Below are 26,111 nucleotides of genomic sequence, written 5' to 3' on the forward strand. Positions count from 1 at the left end.
GTGCGCGGAAAAACTGATTTCGCCAGCGCATTCAAGCTGATTTGGGTTGTCCAGTCCCGCCGGCGAAAATATTGCGCTTCGCTTTTTCGGAATTATATGGTTTTCTCCCTTCGTCCCGCCTCATCGACGAGGGGCGCTGCGCGGTCGTCACGAAGCGTGGAGTGCGGGATGTGATGGGCGTATCGGGTCGCAGTGTGTTTCGCACCGACGAACGATCCCGATGCGCACGGTCAAGTCGCGTGGTCCTGATACTCCGATGCCAGTATCAAGCCTGCGATGGCGCTGATGGCGCCGCGCGGGTGACGGTGACCAGAAAGCCCGGCGCACCGGGGAGAACGCGAAGCAGCCGTAAAGCCGTCGCGCAGGGAGGGCCGGGTCGTCCGGCTGGACCTGTGGTACCTGCCGCCTGCATTTTTTCCGCAGGCGGGCCACGGGCCTCAGTCGAGGCCTGGCCTTCCCTGCACCCTCGCTTCGAGAGGGTGAGATCGATGCATCACTCGGACGCCAGGGGCGCCGCGAGACTGCAGATGCACATCCCGATATGCGGCTCGAGATCGTTGATGATCATATTGCCACGAGCTCCCCGCCCACCCTCCCCTGGAGGGGGAGGGTCGATCGCCCGCGCAGCGGGCGAGCGGGGTGGGGTGAAGCCGCGGGCGATGGTGCTGATGGAGAGATCACCCCACCCCGCCTCACGTGTCGCTTTGCTCCCCGCGAGGCGACCCTCCCCCTCCAGGGGAGGGGGGCACCGAGCGTACGGCGCGCAAGAACGCTTCGCGCCGTGGATGGGGTCCTACTTGAACCCGGCGAACCGGCTGTCGAACGAGTTCGACTGCAGCACCGGGGCGGCGCCGGAGACCAGCGCGGCCTGGGTCTGGACGGGGGCCGAGGCCGTGGTCGCCGGGGCGTCGCTGGCGGACTTGAATGGCGGCCGTGCGGCGGCCTGCCTGGTCTCGGCGGGCTTGGTGGCGGCGACCGGCTTCGGCGCGGGCCTTGTCTCTGCCGGCTTGGCCTCCGCGGTCCTGCCGTCGGGCTTCGCCGTGGCCGTGGCGTCGGCCGACGCGGTGGCGCCGACGCCGACCTTGCGGGCGAGGCTCGAGATGAAGCTCGCCTTCTCCGGGGCAGACACCGCAGCCACGCGGGGCGGTGATGCTGCGGCGGGCGCCGGAGCCGCACTGGCTGGGGCCGCCGCGATTTCGTCGGCTGAGAGCGCCCGCGGCGGGTTGACATGACCCGGGATCGTGCCCGGCGCCGGCGAGAAGTTGGCGAGCGACAGGCCCGGCGCTTCGCCGGCATCGGACAGGCCGGTGGAGGCGCCCGGGACGCGGCTGGCGAAGATCGGATTCATGCCGCCGTCGATGCCGGTGTTGAGCTTGGCGACCGGCGTGCCCTTGGCGACGAGCTTGGCGTATTCGGCCTCGTCGGATCGCTGCTTGTCGCGCACCGCGGCGGTGATGTCGTCGGGCACCACATAGGCCGGGCACTTGGCCGATGCGTCGAACACCGGATCATGCGTCGCGCCCGGCGGCTTCTGGGCGTTGAAGACGTATTTCTTCTCGCAGAAATCGACCTTCGGCTCCTGGCGAGTGACCTCGAACTGGTCGTAGCCTTCCTTGATCATGCGCCAGAACGGCATGTTCGGATTGTTGCGGTGACGCGCCATGTTCACGGGCGTCATCTTGAAGGGGAACGCCTGGAACTGGAAGGCGCGCTGGCCACCGAAGAACGACTCGCGTCCGAGCGCATAGATCTCGGCGATCTGCTCGTCGGTCATCGCGAAGCAGCCGCGCGAGGAGCAGTCGCCATGCACCATCAGCTGCGAGCCGGTGCGGCCCAGCGCCTTGTCGAACGCGTTGGGATAGCCGGTATTGAAGGAGAGATAATAGGCCGATTGCGGGTTCATCTGGCTCGGATTGATCGAGTAGAAGCCCTCCGGCGCCTGGCGGTCGCCCTCGCGCACCTTCGGTCCGAGATCGCCCGACCAGCGGCAGATCGGATAGGTCTTCAGCAGCGCGAACTTGCCGGAGCGGTCCTGCTTCCAGACCTCGAGCTCGGCTTCCTGCTTGAACACGCGCACCAGGATTGGCGACTGCGTGTCCATGTCCTTCTCGGCGATGGCCGCCACGAGCTTGGGCGGAACGGGCTGGTTGGCCTTGGCGCTGGTGGCGAGCGCGACCTGATCGCTGTTGCAACCGGTCAGCAGCGCACCGGCGGCCAATGCGGCCGAGGTCATGAGAACCCGGACGAAAGCGCGGTTGATCAAAGCAAAGCTCCCCGCAAACCCGGCATGCCGCAACACCCCAGTCTCATCTCACCAGATCGGCCCGAAAGCTGGAAAAAACACGGGCCGACCCTGCGTCATGCCGTCAAACCATTCATTAAAACTGTAGCCTTTGGCCCCGAGCGCCGCAACCCGCGGTGCGGAGCTGCCACGGCCCCCCGGCCGCCTTGGTCAACAAGTCCTAAACAGCAGACCCCGCCGGCGGGGCCGAAATGCGGCCAAACGGCTGGAAAGACTCACAAAACCGCGAGCCGCGCGGCGCCCTCCGGCGGTTCAGCCGAGCTTGCGGCCGATATCGATGAATTTCTGCCGGCGCTGCTTGCGAATGGCGGCGCCGTCGAGCTCCTTCAGCTCGTCGAGCGCCTGGGCGATGGCCTCGCCGGTCGCCGCGATCATGGCGGCGGGATCGCGGTGGGCGCCGCCGACCGGCTCCTTGAGGATGGTGTCGACCACGCCGAAGCGGAGCATGTCCTGGGCGGTGATCTTCATGCTGGTGGCGGCTTCCTGGGCCTTGGTGCCGTCGCGCCAGAGGATCGAAGACGCCGCTTCCGGCGAGATCACGCTGTAGATCGCGTGCTCCAGCATCAGCACGCGGTTGGCGGTGGTCAGCGCGATGGCGCCGCCCGACATGCCCTCGCCGGTGATGATCGCAACGTTCGGCACACCGAGCGCCAGGCAGGCATCGGTCGAGCGGGCGATCGCCTCGGCCTGGCCGCGCTCCTCGGCGCCGATGCCCGGATAGGCGCCTGCGGAATCGACCAGCGACAGCACGGGGATGCCGAAGCGTTCGGCCATTTCCATCAGCCGGACCGCCTTGCGGTAGCCCTCGGGGCGGGCCATGCCGAAATTGTGCTTCAGGCGGGACTCGGTGGTGGCGCCCTTTTCCTGGCCCATCACGCAGATCGGCTCGCCGCGGAAGCGGCCGAAGCCGCCGACCAGGGCGGCGTCCTCGCCGAACTTGCGGTCGCCGGCGAGCGGCGTGAACTCGGTGATCAGCCCGTTGACGAAGTCGGTGAAGTGCGGCCGCTGCGGATGGCGCGCGACCATGGTCTTCTGCCATGGCGACAGATTGGCGTAGAGATCGGCCAGCGCCTGCCCGGCCTTCTCCTCGATCCGGCCGACCTCCTCGCCGATATCGGTGCCGGAGGCGGCCATCGCCCGGAGTTCGTCGACCTTGGAATCGAGTTCGGCAACGGGCTTTTCGAAATCGAGGTAGCTGCGCATGGGATCCGGCATGGGGAAGCTGAAGGAAGAGCGCTGGGTAACGAGATCGGTTCGGCCTTCGGACCTGAAGATGAAGCGCTTCAGGAGCGTGGGGTGGGATCGGTGTCCGGCCTCCAGACATCACGCCTGGATTGCGGACAGGATGGCGCTCTTTCGGGGCAGACGGGCACGAAGTCAAGCGGGCGGGGCGTCGCGCCGGGGGATTTGGTTTCGAGACGGTGTGCCGGCGAGGCGGGTTCAGGTCTCGGCCAGGGGATGCAGGTCGCGCACCAGGCTCTTGAGGCGCTCCTCGACCACATGGGTGTAGATCTGGGTGGTCGAGATGTCGGTGTGGCCGAGCAGGGTCTGGACGATGCGCAGGTCGGCGCCATTGTGCAGCAGGTGACTTGCAAAGGCGTGCCGCAGCACGTGGGGCGAGACGAGCCGGGCTGGCAGGCCGCTCGCCGCCGCGAGCTCCTTGAGGTCGCGGGCGAAGTGCTGCCGGGTCAGATGACCGCTCTCGCCGAACGACGGAAACAGCCATTTGCCGAAGGTGGCGCTGGCCTTCTTCTCCGGCTTCTGCACATCCAGCGCGGCGAGATAATCCGCCATCGCCTGGCGCGAGGCCTGGTTGAGCGGCACCAGCCGCTCCTTGTTGCCCTTGCCGCGCACCACGATCATCCGGGCGTCGTTGCGCGCCGCCGTGCGCGGCAGCGCCACCAGCTCGGAGACGCGCAAGCCCGTCGCGTAGAGCACCTCCAGCAGGCAGTACAACCGCAGCGCGCGCAGCCGCTGCGCCGGCGAGGCGTCGGCCGTCTCCGTCAGGTCCTTGGCGCGCGTCAGCATGCGGTCGACGTCGGCGATCGACAGCACCTTGGGCAAGGGACGGCCGCGCTTCGGGCCGGACAGGATCGCGGCGGGATCGTCGCTGCGGATGCGCTCGCTCAGCAGGAAGCGAAACAGGTGCCGCATCGCCGACAGCCGCCGCGCCACGCTGGAGGACTTGAAGCCCCTGGTGTCGAGATCGGCGAGATATTCACGCAGCGCCTGGGTGTCGGCAGTGGCCAGGCCGCTGGCCTTGCCGCCGAGAAACTCGGAGAGATCGGAGAGGTCGCGGCGATAGGCATCCAGCGTGTTCTGGCCGGCGCCCTGTTCGGCGGCCATCATGTCCAGGAACAGGCTCATCAGCCGGGCGTCGGAGGCCTTGACCTTCATGTCGTGAAATCCGCTGCGTCCGAGGCGATCGAATCAGTTCGAGGAAGTCGCGCCGGTGCATCGAGCGGTGGCCGCAAATCTGGCCGATATCGCGGCACCGGGCCGCTTCAGACAATCGCAAAAATCTTAATCAATGCCCTGTGGCTTTTCGGTACGCCGCAGCGACGCCGATCACTTCTTCTGGAACCTGTCGGGCGGGATCGACACCGTCATCTCCCGCTGTTTCGGGGTGACGAAATTGGCCAGCGCGTAGATCGCGCCATAGACCACGCCGACGATGACGGCGATTGCGGTCAGGAAGCGGAACAGGCTGGGCATCAGGCTCGCGCAGGCCACCAGGGAGGGAACGGTTTCATCCAACATGTTCGCACCCGGCTGGCAAGTCCGGCTGAGAGTCCGTCCCGCACGTCCGCCTCGTGGGTCAGGCAGCCGCAGTTGCGCGTCGTGGAACGGGATGCCTTTGAAAGCAGCAGGGCCTGGGTTAGAAACCTGGAGATGACGGATATGACGCAACCCGCACCCAGCCCGGCCGCGCCGGAGGCCGCGATTCTCGCAGGCCTCGGCAAGCGGCTGATCGTGCTGGTCGGGATGATGGGTGTCGGCAAGTCGACCGTGGGCCGGCGGCTCGCCGCCCGGCTGCGGCTGCCTTTCGTCGATGCGGACACCGAGATCGAGACCGCAGCCGGCATGACCATACCGGAAATCTTCGAATCCCGCGGCGAGGACTACTTCCGCAACGGCGAGGCCCGGGTGATCGCCCGCCTGCTCGAAAGCGGCCCAGCGGTGCTGGCGACCGGCGGCGGGGCCTTCATGCGCGAGGAGACGCGGCGGCGCATCCACGACAAGGCGGTGTCGGTGTGGCTGAAGGCCGATGCCGACGTGATCATGCGCCGGGTCCGGCGCCGGGCCGATCGGCCGCTGCTGCAGACCGCCGATCCCGAAGGCACGGTGGCGCGCCTGATCGCCGAGCGCGAGCCGGTCTATCAGCTCGCGGACCTGACGATCTGCTCGCGCGACGTGCCGCACGACCGGGTCGTCGAGGACTGCATGGAGGCGCTGCGGACGTTCTTCCCTTCGCCGCAGGCGGAGCCGCCGCAGTCTGACCCGCCGGCCGATCCCATTCAACCAGATCCCCCGCAGGCGATGGGCGCGTTCCGATGACGGCACCACTGAAGCATTCCGATCCCATCATCGTCGACGTTGCGCTGGGCGAGCGCGCCTATGACATCGTCATCGGCCGCGGCGTATTGGCCTCGCTCGGCCAGCGCATCGCGGCACTGCGTCCCGGCGTGCGCACGGCCATCGTCACCGATCACACCGTGGCCGCGCACTGGCTGAAGCCGGCCGAGGCAATCCTGGCCGAGGCGGGAATCCCGACCTCGGCGATCGTGGTCGAGGAAGGCGAGGTCTCCAAGACCTATGCCGGCCTGCAGAAGGTCAGCGAGGCGCTGATCGCGGCGAAGATCGAGCGCAACGATCTGGTGATCGCGCTCGGTGGCGGCGTGGTCGGCGATCTCGCCGGCTTTGCGGCCGCCATCCTGCGCCGCGGCGTCGATTTCGTGCAGGTGCCGACCTCGCTGCTGGCGCAGGTCGATTCCTCCGTCGGCGGCAAGACGGGCATCAACTCGCCGCAGGGCAAGAACCTGCTCGGCGCCTTCCACCAGCCGGTGCTGGTGATCGCCGACACCGCGGTGCTCGACACGCTGTCGCCGCGCCAGTTCCGCGCCGGCTATGCCGAGGTCGCCAAATACGGCCTGCTCGGCGATGCCAGCTTCTTCAGCTGGCTGGAGGCCAACCACGCCGACATCGTCAAGGGAGGAGCGGCCCGCGAGCACGCGGTGGCGACCTCCTGCCGCGCCAAAGCGGCGGTCGTCGCCCGCGACGAGCGCGAGACCGGCGACCGGGCGCTGCTCAATCTCGGCCACACCTTCGGCCACGCGCTGGAGGCCATCACCGGCTTCTCCGACCGGCTGTTCCACGGCGAGGGCGTCGCGGTCGGCATGGTGCTGGCGGCGCAGTTCTCCGCCGAGCTCGGCATGCTGCCGCCCGACGACGTCACGCGGATCGAGCGTCACCTTGCCGCGGTTGGTCTGCCGACCCATCTGCAGGACATCGCCGGCTTCGCTCAGGAAGGCATCGGCGACGCCGACCGGCTTTTGGCCCTGATGGCGCAGGACAAGAAGGTCAAGCGCGGCAAACTCACCTTCATCCTGATGGAAGCCATCGGCCGCGCCGTGATCGCCAACGACGTCGATCCGTCGCGGGTGCGCGACTTCCTGCACGCCAAATTGCGAGGCCGCGGCTGATCTCGGCCTTTACGCCGTGTTGAGCGGTGCCAGCGCATCATCGGCGGCTTCCATCGAGAGCGACATCGGCATCATGGACTGGATCACACTCACCGTCGTCATCGCCTGTCTCGCTGCCTCCGCGTTCTTTGCGCTGAGCGAGACCGCCCTGACCGGCGCCTCCCGCGCCAGCATGTTGCGGTTGTCCAAGCAGGGCAATCGCGAGGCCGACGTGGTGTCGAGCCTGTTCGACATGCGCGAGCGGCTGATCGGCGCGCTGCTGCTCGGCAACAACATCGCCAATATCGGTGCGTCTGCGCTGGCGACCGGGATTTTCACGGCCTGGTTCGGCGAGGTCGGCGTGCTCTATGCGACCGGCGTCATGACCGCGCTGGTCGTGATCTTTGCCGAAGTGCTGCCGAAGACGATCGCGATCAACGCGCCGGATCGGGTCTCGCTCGCGGTGGCGCGGCCGATGCGGGGGACCGTGATCGTGCTCGGTCCGGTTCTCGCGGTCATCGAAGCGATCGTGCGCTTTTTGATGCGGCTGATCGGCTTCAAGGTCGGTGCCAACCAGCCGATCCTGTCGCCGACCGAGCGGCTGCGCGGCGCCGTCGATCTCCTGCACCATGAAGGCAAGGTCGAGAAGCTCGATCGCGACATGCTGGGTGGCCTGCTCGACCTGAGCGAGCTGCAGGTCTCCGACGTCATGATCCACCGCACCGAAATGGTGATGGTGAACGCGGACCTGCCGCAGGAGGACCTGGTGCGCGAGGTGCTGGCCTCGGAGTACACGCGCATCCCGCTGTGGCGCGGTACGCCGGAGAACATCATCGGCGTGCTGCATGCGAAGGATCTGCTGCGCGCCATCCGCGCCGCCGAGGGCGATGTGACGCATATCGACGTCGCATCGCTGGCATTGCCGCCGTGGTTCGTTCCCGAGATGCGTTCGGTGTCGGAGCAGCTCAAGGCGTTCCGCCGCCGCAAGACGCATTTCGCGCTCGTCGTCGACGAGTATGGCGAGGTCGAAGGCATCGTCACGCTCGAAGACATCCTGGAGGAAATCGTCGGCGACATTTCCGACGAGCAGGACGTGCAGGTCGCCGGCGTGCGCGTGCAGCCGGATGGATCGGTCGTCGTCGATGGCTCGGTGCCGATCCGCGATCTCAATCGTGCGATGGACTGGACGCTGCCTGATGAGGAGGCAACGACGGTCGCGGGGCTCGTGATCCACGAGGCGCGCTCGATCCCGGAGCGTGGCCAGAGCTTCACGTTCCACGGCTTCCGCTTTCGCGTGCTGCGCCGGGAACGCAACCGCATCACCGCACTCCGTATCGTGCCGGTGCCGCGCGGCGAGATCGAGGAGACGAGGCCGCGCCGTGCGGGCACGGCGTTCTAATTGGTATCAGGCTGCTTGAGTATGGGCTGCCTGAGTATAGACTGCTCGAGTATCAGGCTGCTCGGGGTCAGGATTCGCCCGGCGCCTTCGCATGCAGCGCCAGCGCATGCACCGAGCCCGCAAGTTCCGCCGACAATGCGGCGTTGATCAGGCGATGGCGATCGATCCGGCTCTTGCCGGTGAAGGCCTGCGACACGATATAGACGCGGAAATGGGTCTCGCCGCTCGGCTGATGACCCATGTGGCCTTCATGCAGATGTGATTCGTCCTGCACATCGAGGCTTTCCGGCGAGAAAGCTTCGCGCAACTTTTCGATGATAGCATCTCGTGTTCGCATGGTCTCTGGAAATACGCATCAAATTATTTTTCGTCAATCGGCGGTCCCCGCCCGAGGTATTCGGAATGTCAAGACTTGAAGCTTTCGGCGTTGCGTAGTCAAAGTCCGCCATGCCGATCGATTCCTCCAAATTCTTCGACTCCATCCGCATCAAGCCCAAGAAGCAGGCTGCGCGGCAGCCGGTGCGCGAAGAGGTCCAGCCCTGCCAATGGCCGGACTGCACCAACCGGGGCTCGCACCGCGCGCCCAAGGGACGCGAGAACGCGCGTGAATATTGGCACTTCTGCCTCGACCACGTGCGCGAGTACAACCAGTCCTATAATTTCTTCTCGGGCATGAACGCCGAGGCGGTCGCGCGCTATCAGAAGGATGCGCTGACCGGACATCGTCCGACCTGGAAGATGGGCGCGAATACGTCAGCCAAGCGCGGCGCCGGCACGCCCGAGGGCGAGCTCGGTGACGCCTCGGATCCGTTCAGCGTGTTCGCCGAGATCAATGGTCGCGGCAGCTGGCGCCCGAATCCGCAGGCGGCGCCGAAGGCCGAGACGCGCAAGGTCTTCAACGCCGAGCGCAAGGCGCTGCAGGTGATGGGCCTCGGCCCCGACGTCACGCTGGAAGATGTGAAGGCCAAATACAAGGCGCTGGTGAAGCAGCATCATCCCGACGCCAATGGCGGCGACCGCTCCACCGAGGATCGCCTGATCGAGATCATCAAGGCCTACAACTACCTGAAGACGGTGGTGAAGGGCTGACGCGCGGCAGCTTGTGAGGCTGCCGCACCGCTCGTTAATAAAGGTCAGGGCTTCGGTCCGATATAGGCCGAACTCGGCCGGATCAAACGTCCCGTGCGCTGCTGCTCCCGTGCATGCGCAGTCCAGCCCGCGGCACGCGCCACCGCGAAGATCGGCGTGAACGCCTGGCGCGGAATCTTCAGCGCATCGAGCAGGATGGCGGTGAAGAACTCGACATTGGTGTCGAGCACCCGCTCCGGATTCTTCTGCCGCAGCGCGTCGCGAATATAGGCTTCCACCTCGCTCGCGAACGGCAGATCGGCGCCGCTGCCCGCCAGCCGCTCGATCGCACTCCTCAGCACGTCGGCGCGCGGATCGCGCACCCGGTAGATGCGATGACCGAAGCCCATCAGCCGCTCGCCGCGGCCGAGCGCCGCATCCACCCAGGGCTTGATATTGTCGCGTGTGCCGATCGCATTCAGCATCTCCAGCACCGGCTCCGGCGCGCCGCCGTGCAGCGGGCCGGTCAGGGCGCAATAGCCGGCGGTGATGGATGCGAACAGGTCGGCCTGGGTCGAGGCGACGACGCGTGCGGCAAAGGTCGAGGCGTTCATGCCGTGGTCGCTGACCGTCACGAGATAGGTGTCGAGGGCGGCGACCTCGCCGCTGTCGGGCGTGCCGCCGCGCACCATGCGCAAAGTGTCGGCGGCGTGGCTGGCAGCAGGGTCGGGCGCGACCGGCTGTGCCCCGCGGGCGCGCTGGACCAGTGCGCCGGCGATCACCGGGCAGGCGCCGACGATGGTGGCCTCGTCGTCGAGCCCGGCCTCGGGCCGCAGGGCCGCGACGGCGGCGCGGAAGCCGTCGATGATCGACAGGCCGGCGGTCGCGGCGAGCAGTTCGGGCAGCCGGGCAAAGGCGCGCTGACGAGCAAGGCCCAGCCTGGCGCGGACGTCGGCTTCGCTGACGGCGCGCTTCGTCGCCGCGCTCCATAGCCGGGCCGTCACGCCCTCGAAGCCGATCGAGGCGAGATCGGCCACCCTTGCGCCGGCGATGATGAGCTCGCCCTGCTGGCCGTCGACATGGCTGAGCACGGTCTCGGCCGCGGCGATGCCATCGAGGCCGACGGGGGTCTTGCCGAGGTGAATGGTCATGGCTTGATCTCCTGCGTGAATAGTCACGCCGGCAAGATCCGCCCGCTCGACAGATTGATCAATCTTGATTAGGCTGATCAATATGAAAAAAGACAGCGGCCTTTACCTTTCCGCCCGTGAAGCGTCCGCCGAGCTGGCGATCTCGCCTGCCACTCTCTATGCCTATGTCAGTCGCGGCCTGATCCGCTCCGAGCCGGCGCCGGATTCGCGCAGCCATCGCTATCGGGCCGAGGACATCAGGACCTTGAAGGAGCGGCGGGTGACGTCGCCGGAGCCGCGCCCCTTCCGCAGCTTCGACGCCGAGCTGCCGGTGTTCGATTCCGCGGTGTCGACGATCACGGAAGCCGGTCCGATCTATCGCGGTGTCAACTGCGTCGATCTGGCCGAGCAGGATGCGCTGGAACACGCCGCAACCCTGTTGTGGGACGTGACCGCCATCGACCCGTTCGCGCCCGACAATCTTCCGCGTGTCTCGGACGAGATGCGCCTGATCGCCGAGGCGGCGCGCCGCGCGGCACCGATCGATCGCGCCATCGCCGTGCTGGCGTTGGCGGCGAATGCCGATCCCGCCGCCTTCAACCGCGCGCCGGATGGTCGCGCGCTGGTCGGCGCGCGCATCATCCGCCTCGTCGTCGCGACCATGCTGAACACCGCGCCGTCGACGGAGCCGCTTCACATCCAGGTCGCCAAGGCCTGGGCGCCGGACCACAAGCATGCGCCGGATCTGATCCGCCGCACCCTGGTGCTGCTGGCCGACCACGAGCTGAATGCGTCGACCTTCACCGTCCGCTGCGCGGCCTCGACCGGTCTCAGCCTCTATGACGCCGTCATCGCCGGACTGGCGGCGCTGAAAGGACCGCAGCATGGCGGCGCCGGCGTGCTCGCCTCGCAATTGGTGAAGACGCTGATCGACCGCGACGTCGCGCCGCTGATCCGCGAGCGGGTGGCGCTCGGCGAGCGTTTCGCCGGCTTCGGTCATGGCATCTACAGGCGCGGCGACCCGCGCGCGGTCTCGCTGCTGGAGGCGCTGACGCGGGCCGGCGCGCCGCGTAAATTCACCCGCGAGGTGCCCGAGCGGATCGCGGAGGCGACCGGCGAGTTCGTCAACATCGACTACGCGCTGGCCGTGCTGGTGCACAGCCTGCGGCTGCCTGCCGGCAGCGAGCTGGCGCTGTTTGCGATGTCGCGCTGCGTCGGCTGGATCGCCCATGCCTGCGAACAGCTGCAGTTCGGCCGCCTGATCCGGCCGCGCGCGCGCTATACCGGACCCTCGCCCGGCCGCGGCGCCATGCTGGACTCGCTCTAGCGGTCTCAATCCGCCGGGCTGGTCGTGAGCTGGGCTTCGCGCCGCTTCCGCCACAGGTGCAGCGCCAGCCAGACCACGATCGTGCCCGCAACCGCCGCAAGGATCCAGGTCGACTTGGCGATGTGGCTGTGGTGCGGGATGCCGCCGTAGCGATGCAGCAACTGCACCGCGAATACGCCCGGCAGCACGTGGGCGCAGGCCCACAGCACGATGGCAGGAATGTTCACGGCGTAGAACCGGGCGGGCGGGATGTCGAGCGCGCCCGCCGTGATCGGGACCACGGCGCGGATCGGCGCCACGAACCTGGCGAAGAAGATCGCGAGCGTGCCGAAGCGGTGGAAGAAGGCTTCGCTCTGCGCCACCAGGCGCGGATAGTTCGAGAACGGCCAGGCCGTCAGGATCTCGCGCTGCTGGCGATGGCCGACCCAGAAGGCCGTGCCGTCGCCCAGGACCGCGCCGAGGATCGCCGCCGCGAGCATCCATGGCAGCGTCAATTCGCCGCCCGGGATCAGCGCGCTCAGCGCCAGGATGATGGTCGTGCCCGGAACCACCGAGCCCACGATCGGGACGGCCTCCAGCAGCGCCGCCATGAACAAGGTGAGATAGGCCAGTCCCGCATGATCCGAGACGAAGGCGATGAGGGGGTCGAGCAGATGGGTCACTTGGGTCCTGCTGGTGAAGAGGGGGAGTGACGAGCTTGTCGATAAGTAGGAACCCCGGCCCCGAGTGCCACTTGGACCGCGGAAGACCGGGTGGGGCGAAAAGGTGGCGCTTTCCGCAGGGCAGCCTTTCGAAAACGGCCACCCAGGCCTATCTCGATGATATAACGACGGAACTTTGATCAAGGCTTAGGCTTCTGCCCGCGCGAGCTCTCTGCTAGGCTGGCGGTAAGCCCTTCAACCGCAGCCACCCTTCAACCGCAGCCACACGTGAAATCTGGTTTCGGGAATGCCCGGAACCTCGGAGGATGAATGACGACCGCCGCTACGACCAATGCGCAGGAGATCACCGGTGTGCCCGACATGAAGGTGTCGGTGCGTCAGGTGTTCGGGATCGACAGCGACCTTGAGGTGCCGGCCTTTTCCGCAACCGACCCTCATGTCCCAGAAGTCGACGCCGACTACCGCTTCGACCGCGCCACCACCCTTGCGATCCTGGCCGGCTTCGCCAAGAACCGTCGCGTGATGGTGACCGGTTACCATGGCACCGGCAAGTCGACCCATATCGAGCAGGTCGCGGCCCGCCTCAACTGGCCCTGCGTGCGCGTCAACCTCGACAGCCACATCAGCCGTATCGACCTCGTCGGCAAGGACGCGATCGTGGTCAAGGACGGCAAGCAGGTCACCGAGTTCCGTGACGGCATCCTGCCCTGGGCGCTGCAGCACAACGTCGCGCTGGTGTTCGACGAATACGACGCCGGCCGCCCGGACGTGATGTTCGTGATCCAGCGCGTGCTGGAGGTCTCGGGTCGGCTGACCTTGCTCGACCAGAACAAGGTCATCAAGCCGCACCCGTCGTTCCGCCTGTTCGCGACCGCCAACACCATCGGTCTCGGCGACACCTCGGGCCTCTATCACGGCACCCAGCAGATCAACCAGGGCCAGATGGACCGCTGGTCGATCGTCACGACGCTGAACTACCTCGCCCATGACGAGGAGGTCGAGATCGTGCTGGCGAAGGCCAAGCATTACCAGAACGCGCAGGGCCGTGACACCGTCAACAAGATGGTGCGGCTCGCCGACCTCACGCGCAACGCCTTCGCCAATGGCGATCTGTCGACGGTGATGAGCCCGCGCACGGTGATCACCTGGGCCGAGAACGCCGAGATCTTCGGCGACATCGGCTTCGCCTTCCGCGTGACGTTCCTCAACAAGTGCGATGAGCTCGAGCGTCCCCTGGTCGCGGAGTTCTATCAGCGCTGCTTCAATGCGGAGCTGCCGGAATCCTCCATCAACGTGGCGCTGAGCTGACACCCGCGCCGTCCCGGCCTCGCGCCGGGGCCGCGAGTGCGAACAAATGAACGCCGGTGGTTGAGCGTCCGGCGTTCGCCGGGACGATAGCCGCAGGGATCAGATGACCACACCGAGCAACAAGCCCCGTCCTGGAGTGAAGGAAGCGCCGACCGAGCCCTTCAAGAGGTCGGTCACGGGGTGCCTGCGCGCCATTGCCAGGGCCCCTGAGCTCGAAGTCTCCTTCGCCGCCGAACGGCCGGGCCTTGCACCGGGCAAGGCGCGGCTGCCGGAGCCGGCGCGCAAGATGACCAAGCGTGACGCGGCCGTGGTGCGCGGCCATGCCGACTCCATCGCGCTCAAGATCGCCTGTCACGACCCGAAGATTCACCGCAAGCTGATGCCGGGCAACCCGCAGGCGCGCGGCGTGTTCGAGGCGGTCGAGCAGGCCCGCGTCGAGGCGATCGGCGCCAAGCGCATGGCCGGCGTCGCCAAGAATCTCACGGCGATGCTCGACGATCACTTCCACCGCGGCAAGTATGACGAGATCACCGACCGCGCCGACGCGCCGCTGTCGGATGCGCTGGCGATGATGGTCCGCGAGCGCCTCACCGGCATGGCGCCGCCGAATGCGGCGCGCAAGGTGGTCGATCTCTGGCGTCCGTTCCTCGAGGACAGGATCGGGCAGCGGCTCGATGAGCTCAACCGCTTCACCGAGGACCAGGCCAAGTTCGGCGATCTCGTGCACGATTTGCTGTCGGCGCTCGATCTCGGCGACGAGCGCAACGCCGACACGGAAGAGGACGAGGACAACGACGACAACCGCGACGGCGACAACGACCAGTCCGGCGCCGAAGGCTCGCCCGATTCCGACGCCGCTCAGGAGATGAGCGCCGACCAGGCGCAGACGACCTCGGACGAGATGTCCGAGAGCGCAATGGAGGCGGCGCAGGCCTCGGCGTCCGATACGCTCGACGACGGCGAACTCGGCGACGACGAGACGCCGGGCGAGGCGACGCGTCCGAACCGCGGTGGCGCCAACGAGCCACGCGGGCCGGAATATCACGCCTTCGCGCCGAAATTCGACGAGATCATCGCGGCCGAGGACCTCTGCGACCATGACGAGCTGGAGCGGCTGCGCTCCTATCTCGACAAGCAGCTCGCGCATCTGCAAGGCATCGTGGCGCGGCTCGCCAACCGGCTGCAGCGCCGGCTGATGGCGCAGCAGAATCGCGCCTGGGAGTTCGATCTCGAAGAGGGCATCCTCGATCCGGCGCGGCTGTCGCGCGTCGTCATCGATCCCTACCAGCCGCTGTCGTTCATGCGTGAGAAGGAGGCGACCTTCCGCGACACCGTCGTCACGCTGCTGCTCGACAATTCCGGCTCGATGCGCGGACGGCCGATCACGGTGGCTGCGACCTGCGCCGACATTCTCGCGCGCACCTTGGAACGTTGCGGCGTCAAGGTCGAGATCCTCGGCTTCACGACGCGGGCCTGGAAGGGCGGGCAGTCGCGCGAGGCGTGGCTCGCCGCCGGCAAGCCGGCCAATCCCGGCCGCCTCAACGATCTCCGCCACATCATCTACAAGGCGGCCGATGCGCCCTGGCGTCGTGCGCGGAAAAATCTCGGGCTGATGATGCGCGAGGGGCTCCTGAAGGAGAACATCGACGGCGAGGCGCTGGACTGGGCGCACAAGCGCCTGCTCGGCCGGCCCGAGCAGCGCAAGATCCTGATGATGATCTCGGACGGCGCGCCGGTCGACGACTCCACGCTGTCGGTCAATCCGGGCAACTATCTCGAGCGCCATCTGCGCCACATCATCGAGGAGATCGAGACCCGCTCGCCGGTCGAGCTGATCGCGATCGGCATCGGCCACGACGTCACGCGCTACTACCGCCGCGCCGTGACGATCGTCGACGCCGAGGAGCTTGGCGGCGCCATCACGGAGAAACTCGCCGAATTGTTCACGGAGACCCACGCGGCGCCGCAGCCTGCGCCCGGACAGAAGCGCAGGCTGCATTCGTAAGTGGCCATCGGCCGTGCCCTCCTCCGCCCGGAGGAGGTGGGGGAGGGGGCTTCGCTGACGATGTCGCTGCAGGCGATCGCCGACCGCAGGCGCTTTTTCGCGCTGACCCTCGGCGGAGTGTCGGCATTCGCTGGGGCTAGGACGGCGCGTGCGCAGCTTGCGCCGACGCCCGTCCGCAGGCGCGTCACCATTGACGGGCACTCCGCCACATCGGCGGTCGAGATCGAGGTCAGGGCGCGACCGTTACCCTCGTTCGACCTCCGCGATCGGACGCATCTGCGCTTCGGGATGCTGCAATATCGCAGCGGCGTGGCGCTGACCTCGTCCTTTCCCGGCTTCGGCGGCCTGTCCGGCATCCGGCTCGATGCCAAGGGCGAACGCTTCCTCGCGATCAGCGACAAGGGCGGCTGGTTCACCGGCCGCATCGCCTATTCCGGCAGCGAGATTGCAGGACTCGCCGATGTCGAAGCGGCGCCGCTGCTTGGCCCGGACGGCCGGCCCATCACCGATCGCGGCTGGTACGATTCCGAGTCGCTCGCGCGCGACGGCGACATCGTGTTTGTCGGCCTCGAGCGCGTCAACCAGATCTTGCGCTACGACTTCGCCAAGGGCGGAACCGGCGCGCGCAGCGAGATCGTGCCGCTGCCGCCGGCCGCCAAGCGGCTGCCCTACAACAAGGGACTGGAAGCGCTTGTGGCGGTGCCGAAGGGCCTGCCACTTGCCGGCACCCTGATCGCGCTGTCCGAGCGCGGTCTGGATGCGAACGGCAATCTGCTGGGCTTCCTGATCGGCGGACCAGCGGCGGGACAGTTCAGCATCGTCCGCAGCAACGATTTCGACGTCAGCGATGCCGTGCTGCTGCCATCAGGCGATCTGCTGGTGCTCGAACGCAAGTTCTCCCTGTTCAGCGGGGTCGGCATTCGAATCCGCCGGCTGAAGCTTGCGCAGATCGCGCCGGGCGCGCTGGTCGATGGTCCGGCGATCTTCGCCGCCGATCTCGGCCAGGAGATCGACAATCTCGAAGGCATCGATGCGCATGTCACGCCCGAGGGCGAGACGGTGCTGACCCTGGTGTCCGACGACAATTTCTCGATGATCCAGCGGACCCTGCTGCTGCAGTTCACATTGCTGGAATGAGGCCTGCCGTCGCCATGTCGCCGCGTTGACCGCGGCTTCTCCATCGCCGACACTTGCGGCCGTCAGACCATCGCCATCAACCGCCCAGCCTGGAATTCAGCCATGAGCGCCCTGTTCAGTCCGATCAAGCTGCGCAATCTCGCGCTGGCCAACCGCATCATGGTGTCGCCGATGTGCCAGTACTCGGCCGAGGAGGGCGTCGCCACCGACTGGCATTTCACGCACATCAACATGCTGGCGCTGTCGGGCGCGGCGATGGTCTGTATCGAGGCGACCCATGTGGAGCCGATCGGCCGCATCACGCCCGGCTGTCTCGGGCTGTGGGACGACGCGACCGAAGCGGCGCTGAAGCCGATCCTGGCGTCGGTGCGCAAACATTCGCACACGGCGGTCGCGATGCAACTCGCCCACGCCGGACGTAAGGGATCGAGTCACAAACCGTGGGATGGCGGCCAGCAGATTCCCCTGGCCGAGGGCGGGTGGCAGACGGTCGCCCCGTCGGCCATTGCGCACAAGGATGGCGAGCTGGCGCCCGAGGCGCTCGATGCCGCGGGCCTGGCCCGCATCCGCGCCGCGTTCGTTTCCGCAGCGCAACGCGCCGACCGCCTCGGCATCGACGCGATCGAGCTTCACGGCGCGCATGGCTATCTGCTGCATCAATTCCTGTCGCCGATCGCCAACCAGCGCAGCGACGCCTATGGCGGCTCGCTGGAGAACCGCATGCGGTTTCCGCTCGAAGTGTTCGATGCCGTTCGCGGCGCATTCCCGGCCGACAAGCCGGTCGGTATGCGTGTCTCGGCGACCGACTGGGTCGACGGCGGCTGGGATCTCGACCAGACCATTGCCTTTGCGCAGGAGTTGAAACGCCGCGGCGTGGATTGGATCGACGTGTCGTCGGGCGGCGTCTCGCCGTTGCAGAAGATCACGCTCGGCCCCGGCTATCAGGTGCCGTTCGCGGAAGCCGTCAAGCAGGCGACGGGACTTCCCACCATGGCGGTCGGTCTCATCACCGAGGCGCGGCAAGCCGAGGAGATCGTCGCCTCAGGGAAGGCCGACATGGTCGCGCTCGCCCGCGGCATGCTCTACGATCCGCGCTGGGGCTGGCATGCCGCGGCCGAACTCGGCGGCCAGGTCTCCGTGCCTCCGCAATATTGGCGCTCGCAGCCGTCGACGCAGAAGGAGCTGTTCGGCAAGACGACGTTCGGCGCACGCTAGGTCACGACGCGCTGCTTCGGATCGCATCGCGTGATCGCATCATCCTTTGCGACACGATCATTTCGGAAAGCGAGTAGTTGCTTTCCGGATCCTGTCCGGCCGACCTGCAACATCTTGTAACGATCCTCGAGTCCAGGTAATACATAGCGACCTGCACAACCGCACTGTCCGGCGCAACTCTCAGCAGTCCTTCGGCGTAACGTGTCGAACCCGAGTCTCCAGGACGAATTCGAGCGCGCTGGCGTGTGGCGTCGGGCAGCGGCGCTGTTCATCGATGCGCTGCTGGTCGCGATCCTCCTGCAGGCCGCCGCGATCGTTCTGTTCCCGCTGACCCATGGCAGGGTGCAGTTTGCCGACGGCATCTACGCGACGACCTGCAGCAAGCGCGAGGCCGTGCCGGATGGCGTGGCGATCCCGCCGCAGTTCAATCCCAACGTGATCCTCGACTGCCAGCAGCACCTGTTCGGATTGCCGTCGGCAAGGATCCTGCGCGTGGCGCGGGTCACCAAGGATGGGGCGATCACCAAGGAAATTCATGTCGACAGCATGCTCGATGCGGACGGCGTGCCGGTCAAGGGGCTGTCGCTCGGGATCGTTCTGCTGCCCCTGCTGCTCGGCTGGCGCTTCATGCTCGATGGCCGGCGCGGGACCCCGGGCCGCCGGATCTGCCGCATCCGGCTGGTCTCGGACAACGGGGCCGGTCCGCCGTCCGCGCGCGCCGCCCGGCGACGCTATGCGATGCTGCTGCTGATCTTCGCTCCGGTGATCGTCTGGGCACTGGCGCAGTCCTTCACGGCGGTCACCGCGCTTCCTGAGAATCTCCTGGTCGGGATGGCGGTCGCCGTCCTTTGTCCGCCTCTGATCGTGGGTCTGGCCGCTTTGCGGCAGGTCTATGTGCGGACGGAGACGTGGTACGATCGCTTTGCCGGCACGCGCGTGGTTCGCGTCGGACGGGATCGCCTGCCGATGACGGCGGTGACCGGCGTCATGGCGCCGGCGACGGGCCCCCTGCGGCAGAGCTACATCATGCGGCATTGGCGTGGCCAGTTGTCGCTGCCGCTGTCGTACTGGGTCAACGGGATGCTGCTCGGGTGTCTCGCCGGTTTCGCGATCGCCGCCGCGGGCGCCTTGCTGTTCGATGGCGAACTCGATGGCCGCCCGGTCGCCGGGCTGATTGGGGCCCTGGCGATTTGGCTCACCCTGGCGCTGCTGATGCTCTGGCAGAACGTCGGCATCTGGCGATCGGCGAAGGCCTATCGCGCGTCCGGGGGACGCGGCTGGGACGTCGTCGCCAAAGGGATGGTCGTGCTCGCCATTGGCGCAGGGCTCTGGAATTTCGTCAGCTACGGCCTGCCGCAGATCGCCGAAATCGAGGACGTCGCAACGGGCGACCAGCGCATGGGTCCGCATCGATTCCAGGTGCTGGCCTATGGCGAGATGCTGGAATTTGCCGGCGGCATCAAGTTTGGCGTCGCCCGAGAGATGGCGGACCTGCTCGATGCGATGCCCGACGTGAAGACGGTACGCCTCAATTCGCAGGGCGGCCGGATCCGCGAGGCGCAGCGCATGTCGGACCTCATCAAGGCGCGGGGACTGTCCACGCTGGTCGAGCAGAACTGCCTCTCGGCCTGCACGATCGTCTTCCTTGGCGGCACCGATCGGGCGATCATGTGGAATGCGCGACTAGGTTTCCATCAACCGTTTTATCGCGGGCTGAGGGCCGCCGATCGCCGCGCCGCGATCGAACTGGAGGAGAGCCGACTTCAGAAGTTCGGCCTCAGCCGCGACTTCGCAGTCCGCGCCAACCAGGCTGAGCCGAGCTCGATGTGGTATCCCGAGACGCGTGAGCTGCTGCGCGAGAACGTTGCCACGCGCATCGTGGGAGGCCCGCCGAGTCCGGCCGCGACGACGCCATCTTCGCCCTTTACGTCGATGCAGCAAGGCGCGGCGCCTCGGGCCGCCGTGATTCCCGCGGACGTGCTGGATCGTTTTCGCACCAAGCCTGCATCCTCCTCCGCGGACGTCAAGTAAGCCCACGGCCGCGCAGGCCCGTCCATGACGTTGTTAGTCATGCGCGGCTGGGCGATGATCATGCGCGCATCGCGTGCTATGCTTGGTGGCGCGCAACGATGCGTGCAGCGCAATGGAAAACAATAACAGCGAGAGGAAAGCGCCATGGAGATCGGATATTTCACGATGCCCTCGCATCCGCCGGAGTGCGGATTGAAGGAGGGCCACGATTGGGACCTGCAGGTCCTGCGCTGGCTCGATGAGCTCGGTTATCAGGAAGCCTGGATCGGCGAGCATCACACCGCGCCCTGGGAACCGCACCCGTCACCCGATCTGCTGCTCGCGCAGGCCTTTCGCGAAACCAGGAACATCCGCCTGGGGCCCGGCGGCTTCCTGCTGCCCTATCATCATCCGGCCGAACTCGCCAACCGCGTCGCGATGCTCGATCATCTGTCCGAAGGCCGGCTCAATTTCGGCATTGCCGCATCCGGCCTGCCGAGCGACTGGGCGATGTTCAACGTCGACGGCATGAGCGGCCAGAACCGCGAGATGACGCGCGAGGCGCTGGAGATCATCCTGCGGCTGTGGAGCGAGCCGGCGCCGTTCACCCATAAGGGCAAATACTGGACGGTGACCAAGCCGGAAGTGATGTTCGATTTCCTCAAGCCGCACCTCAAGCCGATCCAGGCGCCGCATCCGCCGATCGGCGTCGCCGGGCTGTCGAAGAACTCCGACACGCTGAAGCTCGCCGGGGAGCGCGGCTTCATTCCGATGAGCCTCAACCTCAACCCGGCCTATGTGTCGTCGCACTGGGACTCGGTCGAGGCCGGCGCCGCCAAGTCCGGCCGCACGCCCAATCGCAACGATTGGCGGCTGGTACGCGAGGTGTTCGTTGCCGACACCGACGAGGAAGCCTGGCGTCTGTCTTCCGGCGACATGATGGGGCGGATGATGGGCGAATACTTCCTGCCCCTGCTCGGCCATTTCGGCTTCAAGGACTATCTGAAGCATGCTCCCGACGTGCCGGACTCCGACGTCACCGTGGACTATTGCGCCAAGCGCAACTGGATCATCGGCTCGCCGGCCACGGTGACCGAGAAGATCGAGAAGATCTGGCACGAGGTCGGCGGCTTCGGAACGCTCTGCGTGTTCGGCTTCGACTACAAGCACAAGCCGGAAGCCTGGCACAACTCGTTGCGCCTGTTGAAGCAGGAGGTGCTGCCGAGGTTGCGCCATCTCAATGTCGGCATGACCAAGGCTGCTTAACAAGGCTGCCTAACAAGGCGACCTAATATTCCGCTCGCCGACATTCGCTGGCCCGGACAAGGTCAGCGGATGCAGGCGCCGCGGAAAACTAGCTAAAATTTTCGTGCGAGTGGAGCTTCGGATTTGACGCCCGGGTGACGGTCTTGCCGTTAGAGGACCCGGGTGCCAAATCCGCCGCACGGTGTGGCGGATCCGACTTCGGGGGCAGGTCATGCGGTTTCGCGTCCGGAAGTTTGCCCATATTCTCGAACGCTCGGGGCTCGCCTTGGCCGGCGCGGCCTGCGGCGTCTTCGTCGGAGCCCATGTCGGCTCCAGCGTGCCGTTGCTGACCACCCAGGGCTTCCTGGTCGCGATGATGTTGTCCGGCGCGTTGGGATTCTACCTCGGCATCGACACGCCGCAGCTTCCGTTTCATCCGCCCGATCACGACGCGCAGGGGACGAACAAGATCGATACGGCCGAGTTTCTGAGTGCCGTCGGAACCTTTCTCGCCACGCTCACCGCGTTCTTTTCCGTCAGCATCATCATTCTCCGCGACGATCCGCATATCCTCTGGACCTCGCTGATCATGGTCGGCTGGATCATCGGCGTGATCATGCAGATCGTCGCCGGCGCGATCGCTCGCATGCGGCAATGACGACACTGTCCATATTTTGGGCGGTGCTTGTCGTCTCTTTCAGCTTGCGACGGCAATCGCGACCATGTGAGCCTTCGCCTTAAGGGGGCTCGACCTGCGACGATCATCGGCTGCGGCGCAATGCACGGCCGATACAGGTCCTGATGGCGTTTCCAACGCGTCGTCAGTGCGACAATCGGAGCCCGTTTTCATGACGCTGCGCGTGGGGTGATCCAACAATCCATGCGCCCAGAGCAAGCGTCACGTCAGAGGCCGCATGGCGATGGCGTGCGCGTTGGCGCGCTAGATGCATTGCGGTCGGCACTCACATTTTGGGAAGTTCATCATGTTGAAACGGGTGTTGCTGGGTATTCTCGTCGGGTGCGGCCTGTCTGCGGCGCAAGCCGAGGAGCCGAAGATGGGCGGGGTCGTCAATGCGGTGATCCAGCCCGAGCCGCCCGGCCTGATGCTGGCGATGGTGCAGAACGGCCCGACCCAGATGGTATCGGGCAACATCTTCGAAGGCCTGCTGCGCTACAGCCCGAAGCTCGAGCCGCTGCCCGGCCTGGCCGAGAGCTGGACCATCAGCCCGGACGCCAAGGTCTACACCTTCAAGCTGAAGAAGGGCGTGACCTGGCATGACGGCAAGCCGTTCACCTCGGCCGACGTGCTGTTCTCGATCGAGATGCTGAAGCAGACGCATGCGCGCGCCCGCAACAATCTCGTGATGGTCGAGAAGGTCGAGGCGCCCGATGATCTCACGGTGGTGTTCACCCTGAAGGAGCCGTTCGGCCCCTTCCTCGGCATCTTCGAGGTCGGCTCGCTGCCGATGGTGCCGAAGCATCTCTACGAGGGCACCGACTACAAGACCAATCCGAACAACAACGCGCCCATCGGCACCGGCCCCTTCATGTTCAAGGAGTGGCAGAAGGGCTCGTTCATCCGCATGGTGAAAAATCCGAACTACCATGAGAAGGGCAAGCCCTATCTCGACGAGGTCTACTGGCAGATCATTCCGGACGCGGCGGCGCGCGCCGTCGCCTTCGAGACCGGCAAGGTCGACGTGCTGCCGGGCGGCTCGATCGAGAATTTCGACGTGCCGCGCGTCTCGAAGCTGCCGGGCGCCTGCGTCACCGGCGCCGGCTGGGAATTCTTCTCGCCGCTGTCGTTTATGTGGCTCAACAACCGCAATCCGGTCCTGGCCAACAAGAAGGTCCGGCAGGCGATCATGTACGCGATCGATCGCGACTTCGCCAAGGACGTGATCTGGAACGGCCTCGGCAAGGTCGCGACCGGCCCGTCGGCCTCGACCATCAAGTTCTACACCGACGACGTGCCGAAATATCCGTATGATCCGGCCAAGGCCAAGGCGCTGCTCAAGGAGGCCGGCTACAAGGGCGAGAAGATCCGCATGCTGCCGCTGGCCTATGGCGAGACCTGGCAGCGCTGGGGCGAGGCGGTGAAGCAGAACCTGCAGGATGTCGGCATGACGATCGAGACGATCGCGACCGATGTGCCCGGCGGCAACCAGAAGATCATGGACTGGGACTACGACCTCGCGTTCACCTACGTCTACCAGTATGGCGATCCCGCGCTCGGCGTCTCCCGCAACTACCTGACCTCGGCGATCGCCAAGGGCCAGCTGTTCAACAACGTCGAGGGGTACTCCAACCCGGAGGTCGACAAGCTGTTCGCCGAAGGCGCGACCGCGCCGACCGACGCCCAGCGCAAGGCGGCCTATGACAAGGTGCAGAAGATCCTGGTCGAGGATGTCCCCGTGGCCTGGCTGCTCGAGCTGCAGTTCCCGACCATCACCAAATGCAAGGTCAAGAACCTGATCACGACCGGCGTCGGCGTCAACGACGGCTTCCGCGACGCCTGGCTCGACAAATGATTGAGGTGCTGGGCTGTTGCGACGTCTGATCCTGAAGTTCGTTACTCCGTCATGCCCGGGCTTGTCCCGGGCATCCACGTGGTTCTCAGCATGCCGGACGACGTGGATGGCCGGGACACGCCCGGCCATGACGACGTTGAGGCAGACGAGCGCAAAAATCCGATGATAAACGATAGCCCTGTGTCCGCAGCGGTGTGCGCTGTGCCCCAGGTGCTCCACCTGCTTCTTGAGCTGACCATCACGGGCCCTCTATGCTCTCCTTCATCGCCCAGCGCGTCGCGAAGGGCGTCATCGTCCTTCTCGCCATCATCGTGCTGAACTTCTTCCTGATCCGGCTGGCGCCGGGCGATCCCGCCGTCGTCATGGCCGGCGAAGCCGGCGCCTCCGATGAGATGTTCGTCGCGCAATTGCGCGAGAAGTTCGGCCTCGACCGGCCCCTGCCGGAGCAGCTTCTCATCTACGTCAAGGGCATCGCCACGCTCGATCTCGGCTTCTCGTTTCGCCAGCAGGCGCCGGTCGCCAAGCTGATCGGCGAGCGGCTGCCCGCGACCCTGCTGCTGACGCTGTCCGCATTCGCGATCTCGCTCGCGCTCGGCGTGCTGTTCGGCGCGTTGGCGGCGCGCTTCGCCGGCACCTTCCTCGATACGGCCATTACCGTGCTCGCGCTGGTGTTCTATGCGACGCCGCTGTTCTGGATCGCGCTGATCGCGATCCTGCTGTTCTCCGTCTGGGTCGATTGGCTGCCGAGCTTCGGCTACGAGACGGTCGGCGCCGGCTATACGGGCCTGCGCCACGCGCTCGACGTCGGCGCGCATCTGGTGATGCCGGCGGCCACGCTCGGGCTGTTCTTCATGGCCACCTACACCCGCATGACCCGCGCCTCGATGCTCGAGGTCAAGCGGCTCGACTTTGTCAAGACCGCCCGCGCCAAGGGCTTGCGTGACGGTGTCATCCTGCGCCGCCACGTGCTGCGCAATGCGCTGCTGCCGGTGGTGACGCTCGCGGGCGTCCACGCCGGCACGCTGGTCGGCGGCGCGGTGCTGACCGAGACGGTGTTCGCCTGGCCGGGCATCGGCCGGCTGATGTATGACGCGCTGATCCAGCGCGACTACAACCTGTTGCTCGGCGTGTTCGTGGTGTCCTCGGCGATGGTGCTGATCTTCAATCTCGTCACCGACCTCGTCTACCGCCTGGTCGACCCGCGCATCGAGTTCGCGTCATGAAGCAGTTCTGGCGCACCATGCTGCGCAGCCCCAGCGGAATCATCGGGCTCGTCATTCTCGTCCTGGCAATCCTGATCGCCGTCGCCGGGCCTTTGTACTTCCCCAATTCGCCCTGGCGCATGGTGCAGCGGCCGTTCGTGCCGCCCTTCACCTTGGCAAAGGTTCCGCTCGGCACCGACGCGCTCGGCCGTGACGTGCTCGCGGGCCTGATTTTCGGCGCGCGCGTCTCGCTGCTGGTCGGCCTGGTCTCGACGCTCATGGCGCTGGTCGTGGGCGTGCCGCTCGGCGCCATCGCCGGCTATTTCGGCGGCCGTGTCGACGACGCCCTGATGCGCTTCACCGAGTTCTTCCAGACCATTCCGAGCTTTGCGCTCGCGATCGTGCTGGTCGCGATCCTGCAGCCCTCGATCTATTCGATCGTCGCCGCCATCGGCCTCGTCAGCTGGCCGCCGGTGGCGCGTCTGGTGCGCGGCGAGGTGCTGTCCTTGCGCACCCGCGAATATGTCCAGGCGGCGATCGTGACCGGCCAGAGCAATTCATGGATCATCTGGCGCGAGATCCTGCCCAATGCGCTGTCGCCGGTGATCGTGCTGGCCTCGCTGATGGTCGCGACCGCGATCCTCTTGGAGTCCTCGCTGTCGTTTCTCGGCCTCGGCGATCCCAATCTGATCTCCTGGGGCTACATGGTCGGCGCCGGCCGCACGGTCATCCGCCAGGCGTGGTGGATCACGGTGTTTCCCGGCGTTGCCATCCTGCTGTCGGTGCTCGGCCTCAATCTGATCGGCGAGGGATTGAACGACGCCCTCAATCCGCGCCTGTCGCGCGAGGGCAGGTGAGAATGGCTGATCAAGGGTCTCGTATGGTGGG

General features: G+C 66.4%; 22 protein-coding genes. 15 read left to right on the forward strand and 7 right to left on the reverse strand.

Features of this window, described 5'->3' with window-relative positions; all coding sequences use genetic code 11:
- Positions 1 to 793: 793 nt before the first annotated feature.
- The 4 genes from ACQR1B_RS01770 to ACQR1B_RS01785 all read right to left on the reverse strand — a co-directional run bounded on the left by ACQR1B_RS01770 (position 794) and on the right by ACQR1B_RS01785 (position 5,017).
- Complete coding sequence (locus ACQR1B_RS01770; protein ID WP_434831530.1) at positions 794 to 2,263, reverse strand: L,D-transpeptidase family protein; 1,470 nt, start codon at positions 2,261 to 2,263, stop codon at positions 794 to 796.
- 291 nt (positions 2,264 to 2,554) lie between these two features.
- The gene (locus ACQR1B_RS01775; protein WP_434831529.1) at positions 2,555 to 3,517 is read right to left on the reverse strand and encodes an acetyl-CoA carboxylase carboxyltransferase subunit alpha; all 963 of its coding nucleotides are present in this window, start codon (positions 3,515 to 3,517) and stop codon (positions 2,555 to 2,557) included.
- Positions 3,518 to 3,742: 225 nt separating this feature from the next.
- Positions 3,743 to 4,699: a site-specific tyrosine recombinase XerD gene (gene xerD / locus ACQR1B_RS01780; RefSeq protein WP_434831528.1), complete on the reverse strand. Its 957-nt coding sequence runs from the start codon at positions 4,697 to 4,699 to the stop codon at positions 3,743 to 3,745.
- A gap of 171 nt (positions 4,700 to 4,870) precedes the next feature.
- Entirely contained in the window at positions 4,871 to 5,017 is a 147-nt protein-coding gene (locus tag ACQR1B_RS01785; protein WP_434831618.1) for a histidine kinase, read from the reverse strand.
- Positions 5,018 to 5,194: 177 nt separating this feature from the next.
- On the opposite strand from ACQR1B_RS01785, the gene ACQR1B_RS01790 reads away from it, so the two are divergent.
- From ACQR1B_RS01790 to ACQR1B_RS01800, 3 genes are all read left to right on the forward strand, one after another.
- Positions 5,195 to 5,860 carry a shikimate kinase gene (locus ACQR1B_RS01790; RefSeq protein WP_434831527.1) on the forward strand — a complete coding sequence of 222 codons (666 nt, stop codon included), beginning with the start codon at positions 5,195 to 5,197 and terminating at the stop codon, positions 5,858 to 5,860.
- The gene (aroB, locus tag ACQR1B_RS01795) at positions 5,857 to 7,005 is read left to right on the forward strand and encodes a 3-dehydroquinate synthase (RefSeq protein WP_434831526.1); all 1,149 of its coding nucleotides are present in this window, start codon (positions 5,857 to 5,859) and stop codon (positions 7,003 to 7,005) included. The genes ACQR1B_RS01790 and aroB overlap by 4 nt, the downstream gene beginning before the upstream one ends.
- Before the next feature lie 73 nt (positions 7,006 to 7,078).
- Positions 7,079 to 8,383 carry an HlyC/CorC family transporter gene (locus tag ACQR1B_RS01800; protein ID WP_434831525.1) on the forward strand — a complete coding sequence of 435 codons (1,305 nt, stop codon included), beginning with the start codon at positions 7,079 to 7,081 and terminating at the stop codon, positions 8,381 to 8,383.
- 67 nt (positions 8,384 to 8,450) lie between these two features.
- Here the strand turns inward: ACQR1B_RS01800 and ACQR1B_RS01805 are convergent, their stop codons facing one another.
- Positions 8,451 to 8,720: a BolA family protein gene (locus ACQR1B_RS01805; RefSeq protein WP_434831524.1), complete on the reverse strand. Its 270-nt coding sequence runs from the start codon at positions 8,718 to 8,720 to the stop codon at positions 8,451 to 8,453.
- A 110-nt stretch (positions 8,721 to 8,830) separates the two neighbouring features.
- Here ACQR1B_RS01805 and ACQR1B_RS01810 point away from each other — a divergent pair, with 110 nt between their 5' ends.
- Positions 8,831 to 9,472, forward strand: coding sequence for a J domain-containing protein (locus tag ACQR1B_RS01810; protein WP_434831523.1), 642 nt, complete (start codon positions 8,831 to 8,833; stop codon positions 9,470 to 9,472).
- Positions 9,473 to 9,516: 44 nt separating this feature from the next.
- On the opposite strand, the gene ACQR1B_RS01815 is transcribed toward ACQR1B_RS01810, so the two are convergent.
- Entirely contained in the window at positions 9,517 to 10,602 is a 1,086-nt protein-coding gene (locus ACQR1B_RS01815; protein ID WP_434831522.1) for a citrate synthase/methylcitrate synthase, read from the reverse strand.
- 82 nt (positions 10,603 to 10,684) lie between these two features.
- Between ACQR1B_RS01815 and ACQR1B_RS01820 the strand changes: the two genes are divergently transcribed.
- Entirely contained in the window at positions 10,685 to 11,908 is a 1,224-nt protein-coding gene (locus tag ACQR1B_RS01820; protein WP_434831521.1) for a citrate synthase family protein, read from the forward strand.
- Positions 11,909 to 11,913: 5 nt separating this feature from the next.
- On the opposite strand, the gene ACQR1B_RS01825 is transcribed toward ACQR1B_RS01820, so the two are convergent.
- On the reverse strand, positions 11,914 to 12,570 hold the full coding sequence (locus tag ACQR1B_RS01825; protein WP_434831520.1) for a DedA family protein: 657 nt from the start codon (positions 12,568 to 12,570) through the stop codon (positions 11,914 to 11,916).
- Positions 12,571 to 12,879: 309 nt separating this feature from the next.
- Here ACQR1B_RS01825 and cobS point away from each other — a divergent pair, with 309 nt between their 5' ends.
- The 10 genes from cobS to ACQR1B_RS01875 all read left to right on the forward strand — a co-directional run bounded on the left by cobS (position 12,880) and on the right by ACQR1B_RS01875 (position 26,080).
- The gene (cobS, locus tag ACQR1B_RS01830) at positions 12,880 to 13,878 is read left to right on the forward strand and encodes a cobaltochelatase subunit CobS (protein WP_434831519.1); all 999 of its coding nucleotides are present in this window, start codon (positions 12,880 to 12,882) and stop codon (positions 13,876 to 13,878) included.
- Between the two features lie 103 nt (positions 13,879 to 13,981).
- Positions 13,982 to 15,883 carry a cobaltochelatase subunit CobT gene (gene cobT, locus ACQR1B_RS01835; protein ID WP_434831518.1) on the forward strand — a complete coding sequence of 634 codons (1,902 nt, stop codon included), beginning with the start codon at positions 13,982 to 13,984 and terminating at the stop codon, positions 15,881 to 15,883.
- Positions 15,884 to 15,943: 60 nt separating this feature from the next.
- Positions 15,944 to 17,020, forward strand: a complete 1,077-nt coding sequence (locus ACQR1B_RS01840; protein ID WP_434831517.1) for an esterase-like activity of phytase family protein — start codon at positions 15,944 to 15,946, stop codon at positions 17,018 to 17,020.
- A gap of 102 nt (positions 17,021 to 17,122) precedes the next feature.
- Positions 17,123 to 18,235 carry an NADH:flavin oxidoreductase/NADH oxidase gene (locus ACQR1B_RS01845; protein ID WP_434831516.1) on the forward strand — a complete coding sequence of 371 codons (1,113 nt, stop codon included), beginning with the start codon at positions 17,123 to 17,125 and terminating at the stop codon, positions 18,233 to 18,235.
- Positions 18,236 to 18,478: 243 nt separating this feature from the next.
- A complete protein-coding gene (locus ACQR1B_RS01850; RefSeq protein WP_434831515.1) occupies positions 18,479 to 20,266 on the forward strand; it encodes an RDD family protein in 1,788 nt (595 codons plus the stop codon).
- Between the two features lie 144 nt (positions 20,267 to 20,410).
- Entirely contained in the window at positions 20,411 to 21,511 is a 1,101-nt protein-coding gene (locus ACQR1B_RS01855) for an LLM class flavin-dependent oxidoreductase (RefSeq protein ID WP_434831514.1), read from the forward strand.
- A gap of 211 nt (positions 21,512 to 21,722) precedes the next feature.
- Positions 21,723 to 22,148 (forward strand): hypothetical protein, encoded by a 426-nt coding sequence (locus ACQR1B_RS01860; RefSeq protein WP_434831513.1) that lies wholly within the window; start codon positions 21,723 to 21,725, stop codon positions 22,146 to 22,148.
- Between the two features lie 325 nt (positions 22,149 to 22,473).
- The gene (locus tag ACQR1B_RS01865; protein ID WP_434831512.1) at positions 22,474 to 24,021 is read left to right on the forward strand and encodes an ABC transporter substrate-binding protein; all 1,548 of its coding nucleotides are present in this window, start codon (positions 22,474 to 22,476) and stop codon (positions 24,019 to 24,021) included.
- 251 nt (positions 24,022 to 24,272) lie between these two features.
- Complete coding sequence (locus tag ACQR1B_RS01870; RefSeq protein ID WP_434831511.1) at positions 24,273 to 25,244, forward strand: ABC transporter permease; 972 nt, start codon at positions 24,273 to 24,275, stop codon at positions 25,242 to 25,244.
- On the forward strand, positions 25,241 to 26,080 hold the full coding sequence (locus ACQR1B_RS01875; RefSeq protein WP_434831510.1) for an ABC transporter permease: 840 nt from the start codon (positions 25,241 to 25,243) through the stop codon (positions 26,078 to 26,080). Before ACQR1B_RS01870 ends, ACQR1B_RS01875 begins: the two co-directional genes overlap by 4 nt.
- The last annotated feature ends 31 nt before the right edge of the window (positions 26,081 to 26,111 follow it).

Source organism: Bradyrhizobium oligotrophicum (assembly GCF_051168495.1).
Classification (GTDB): domain Bacteria; phylum Pseudomonadota; class Alphaproteobacteria; order Rhizobiales; family Xanthobacteraceae; genus Bradyrhizobium; species Bradyrhizobium oligotrophicum_A.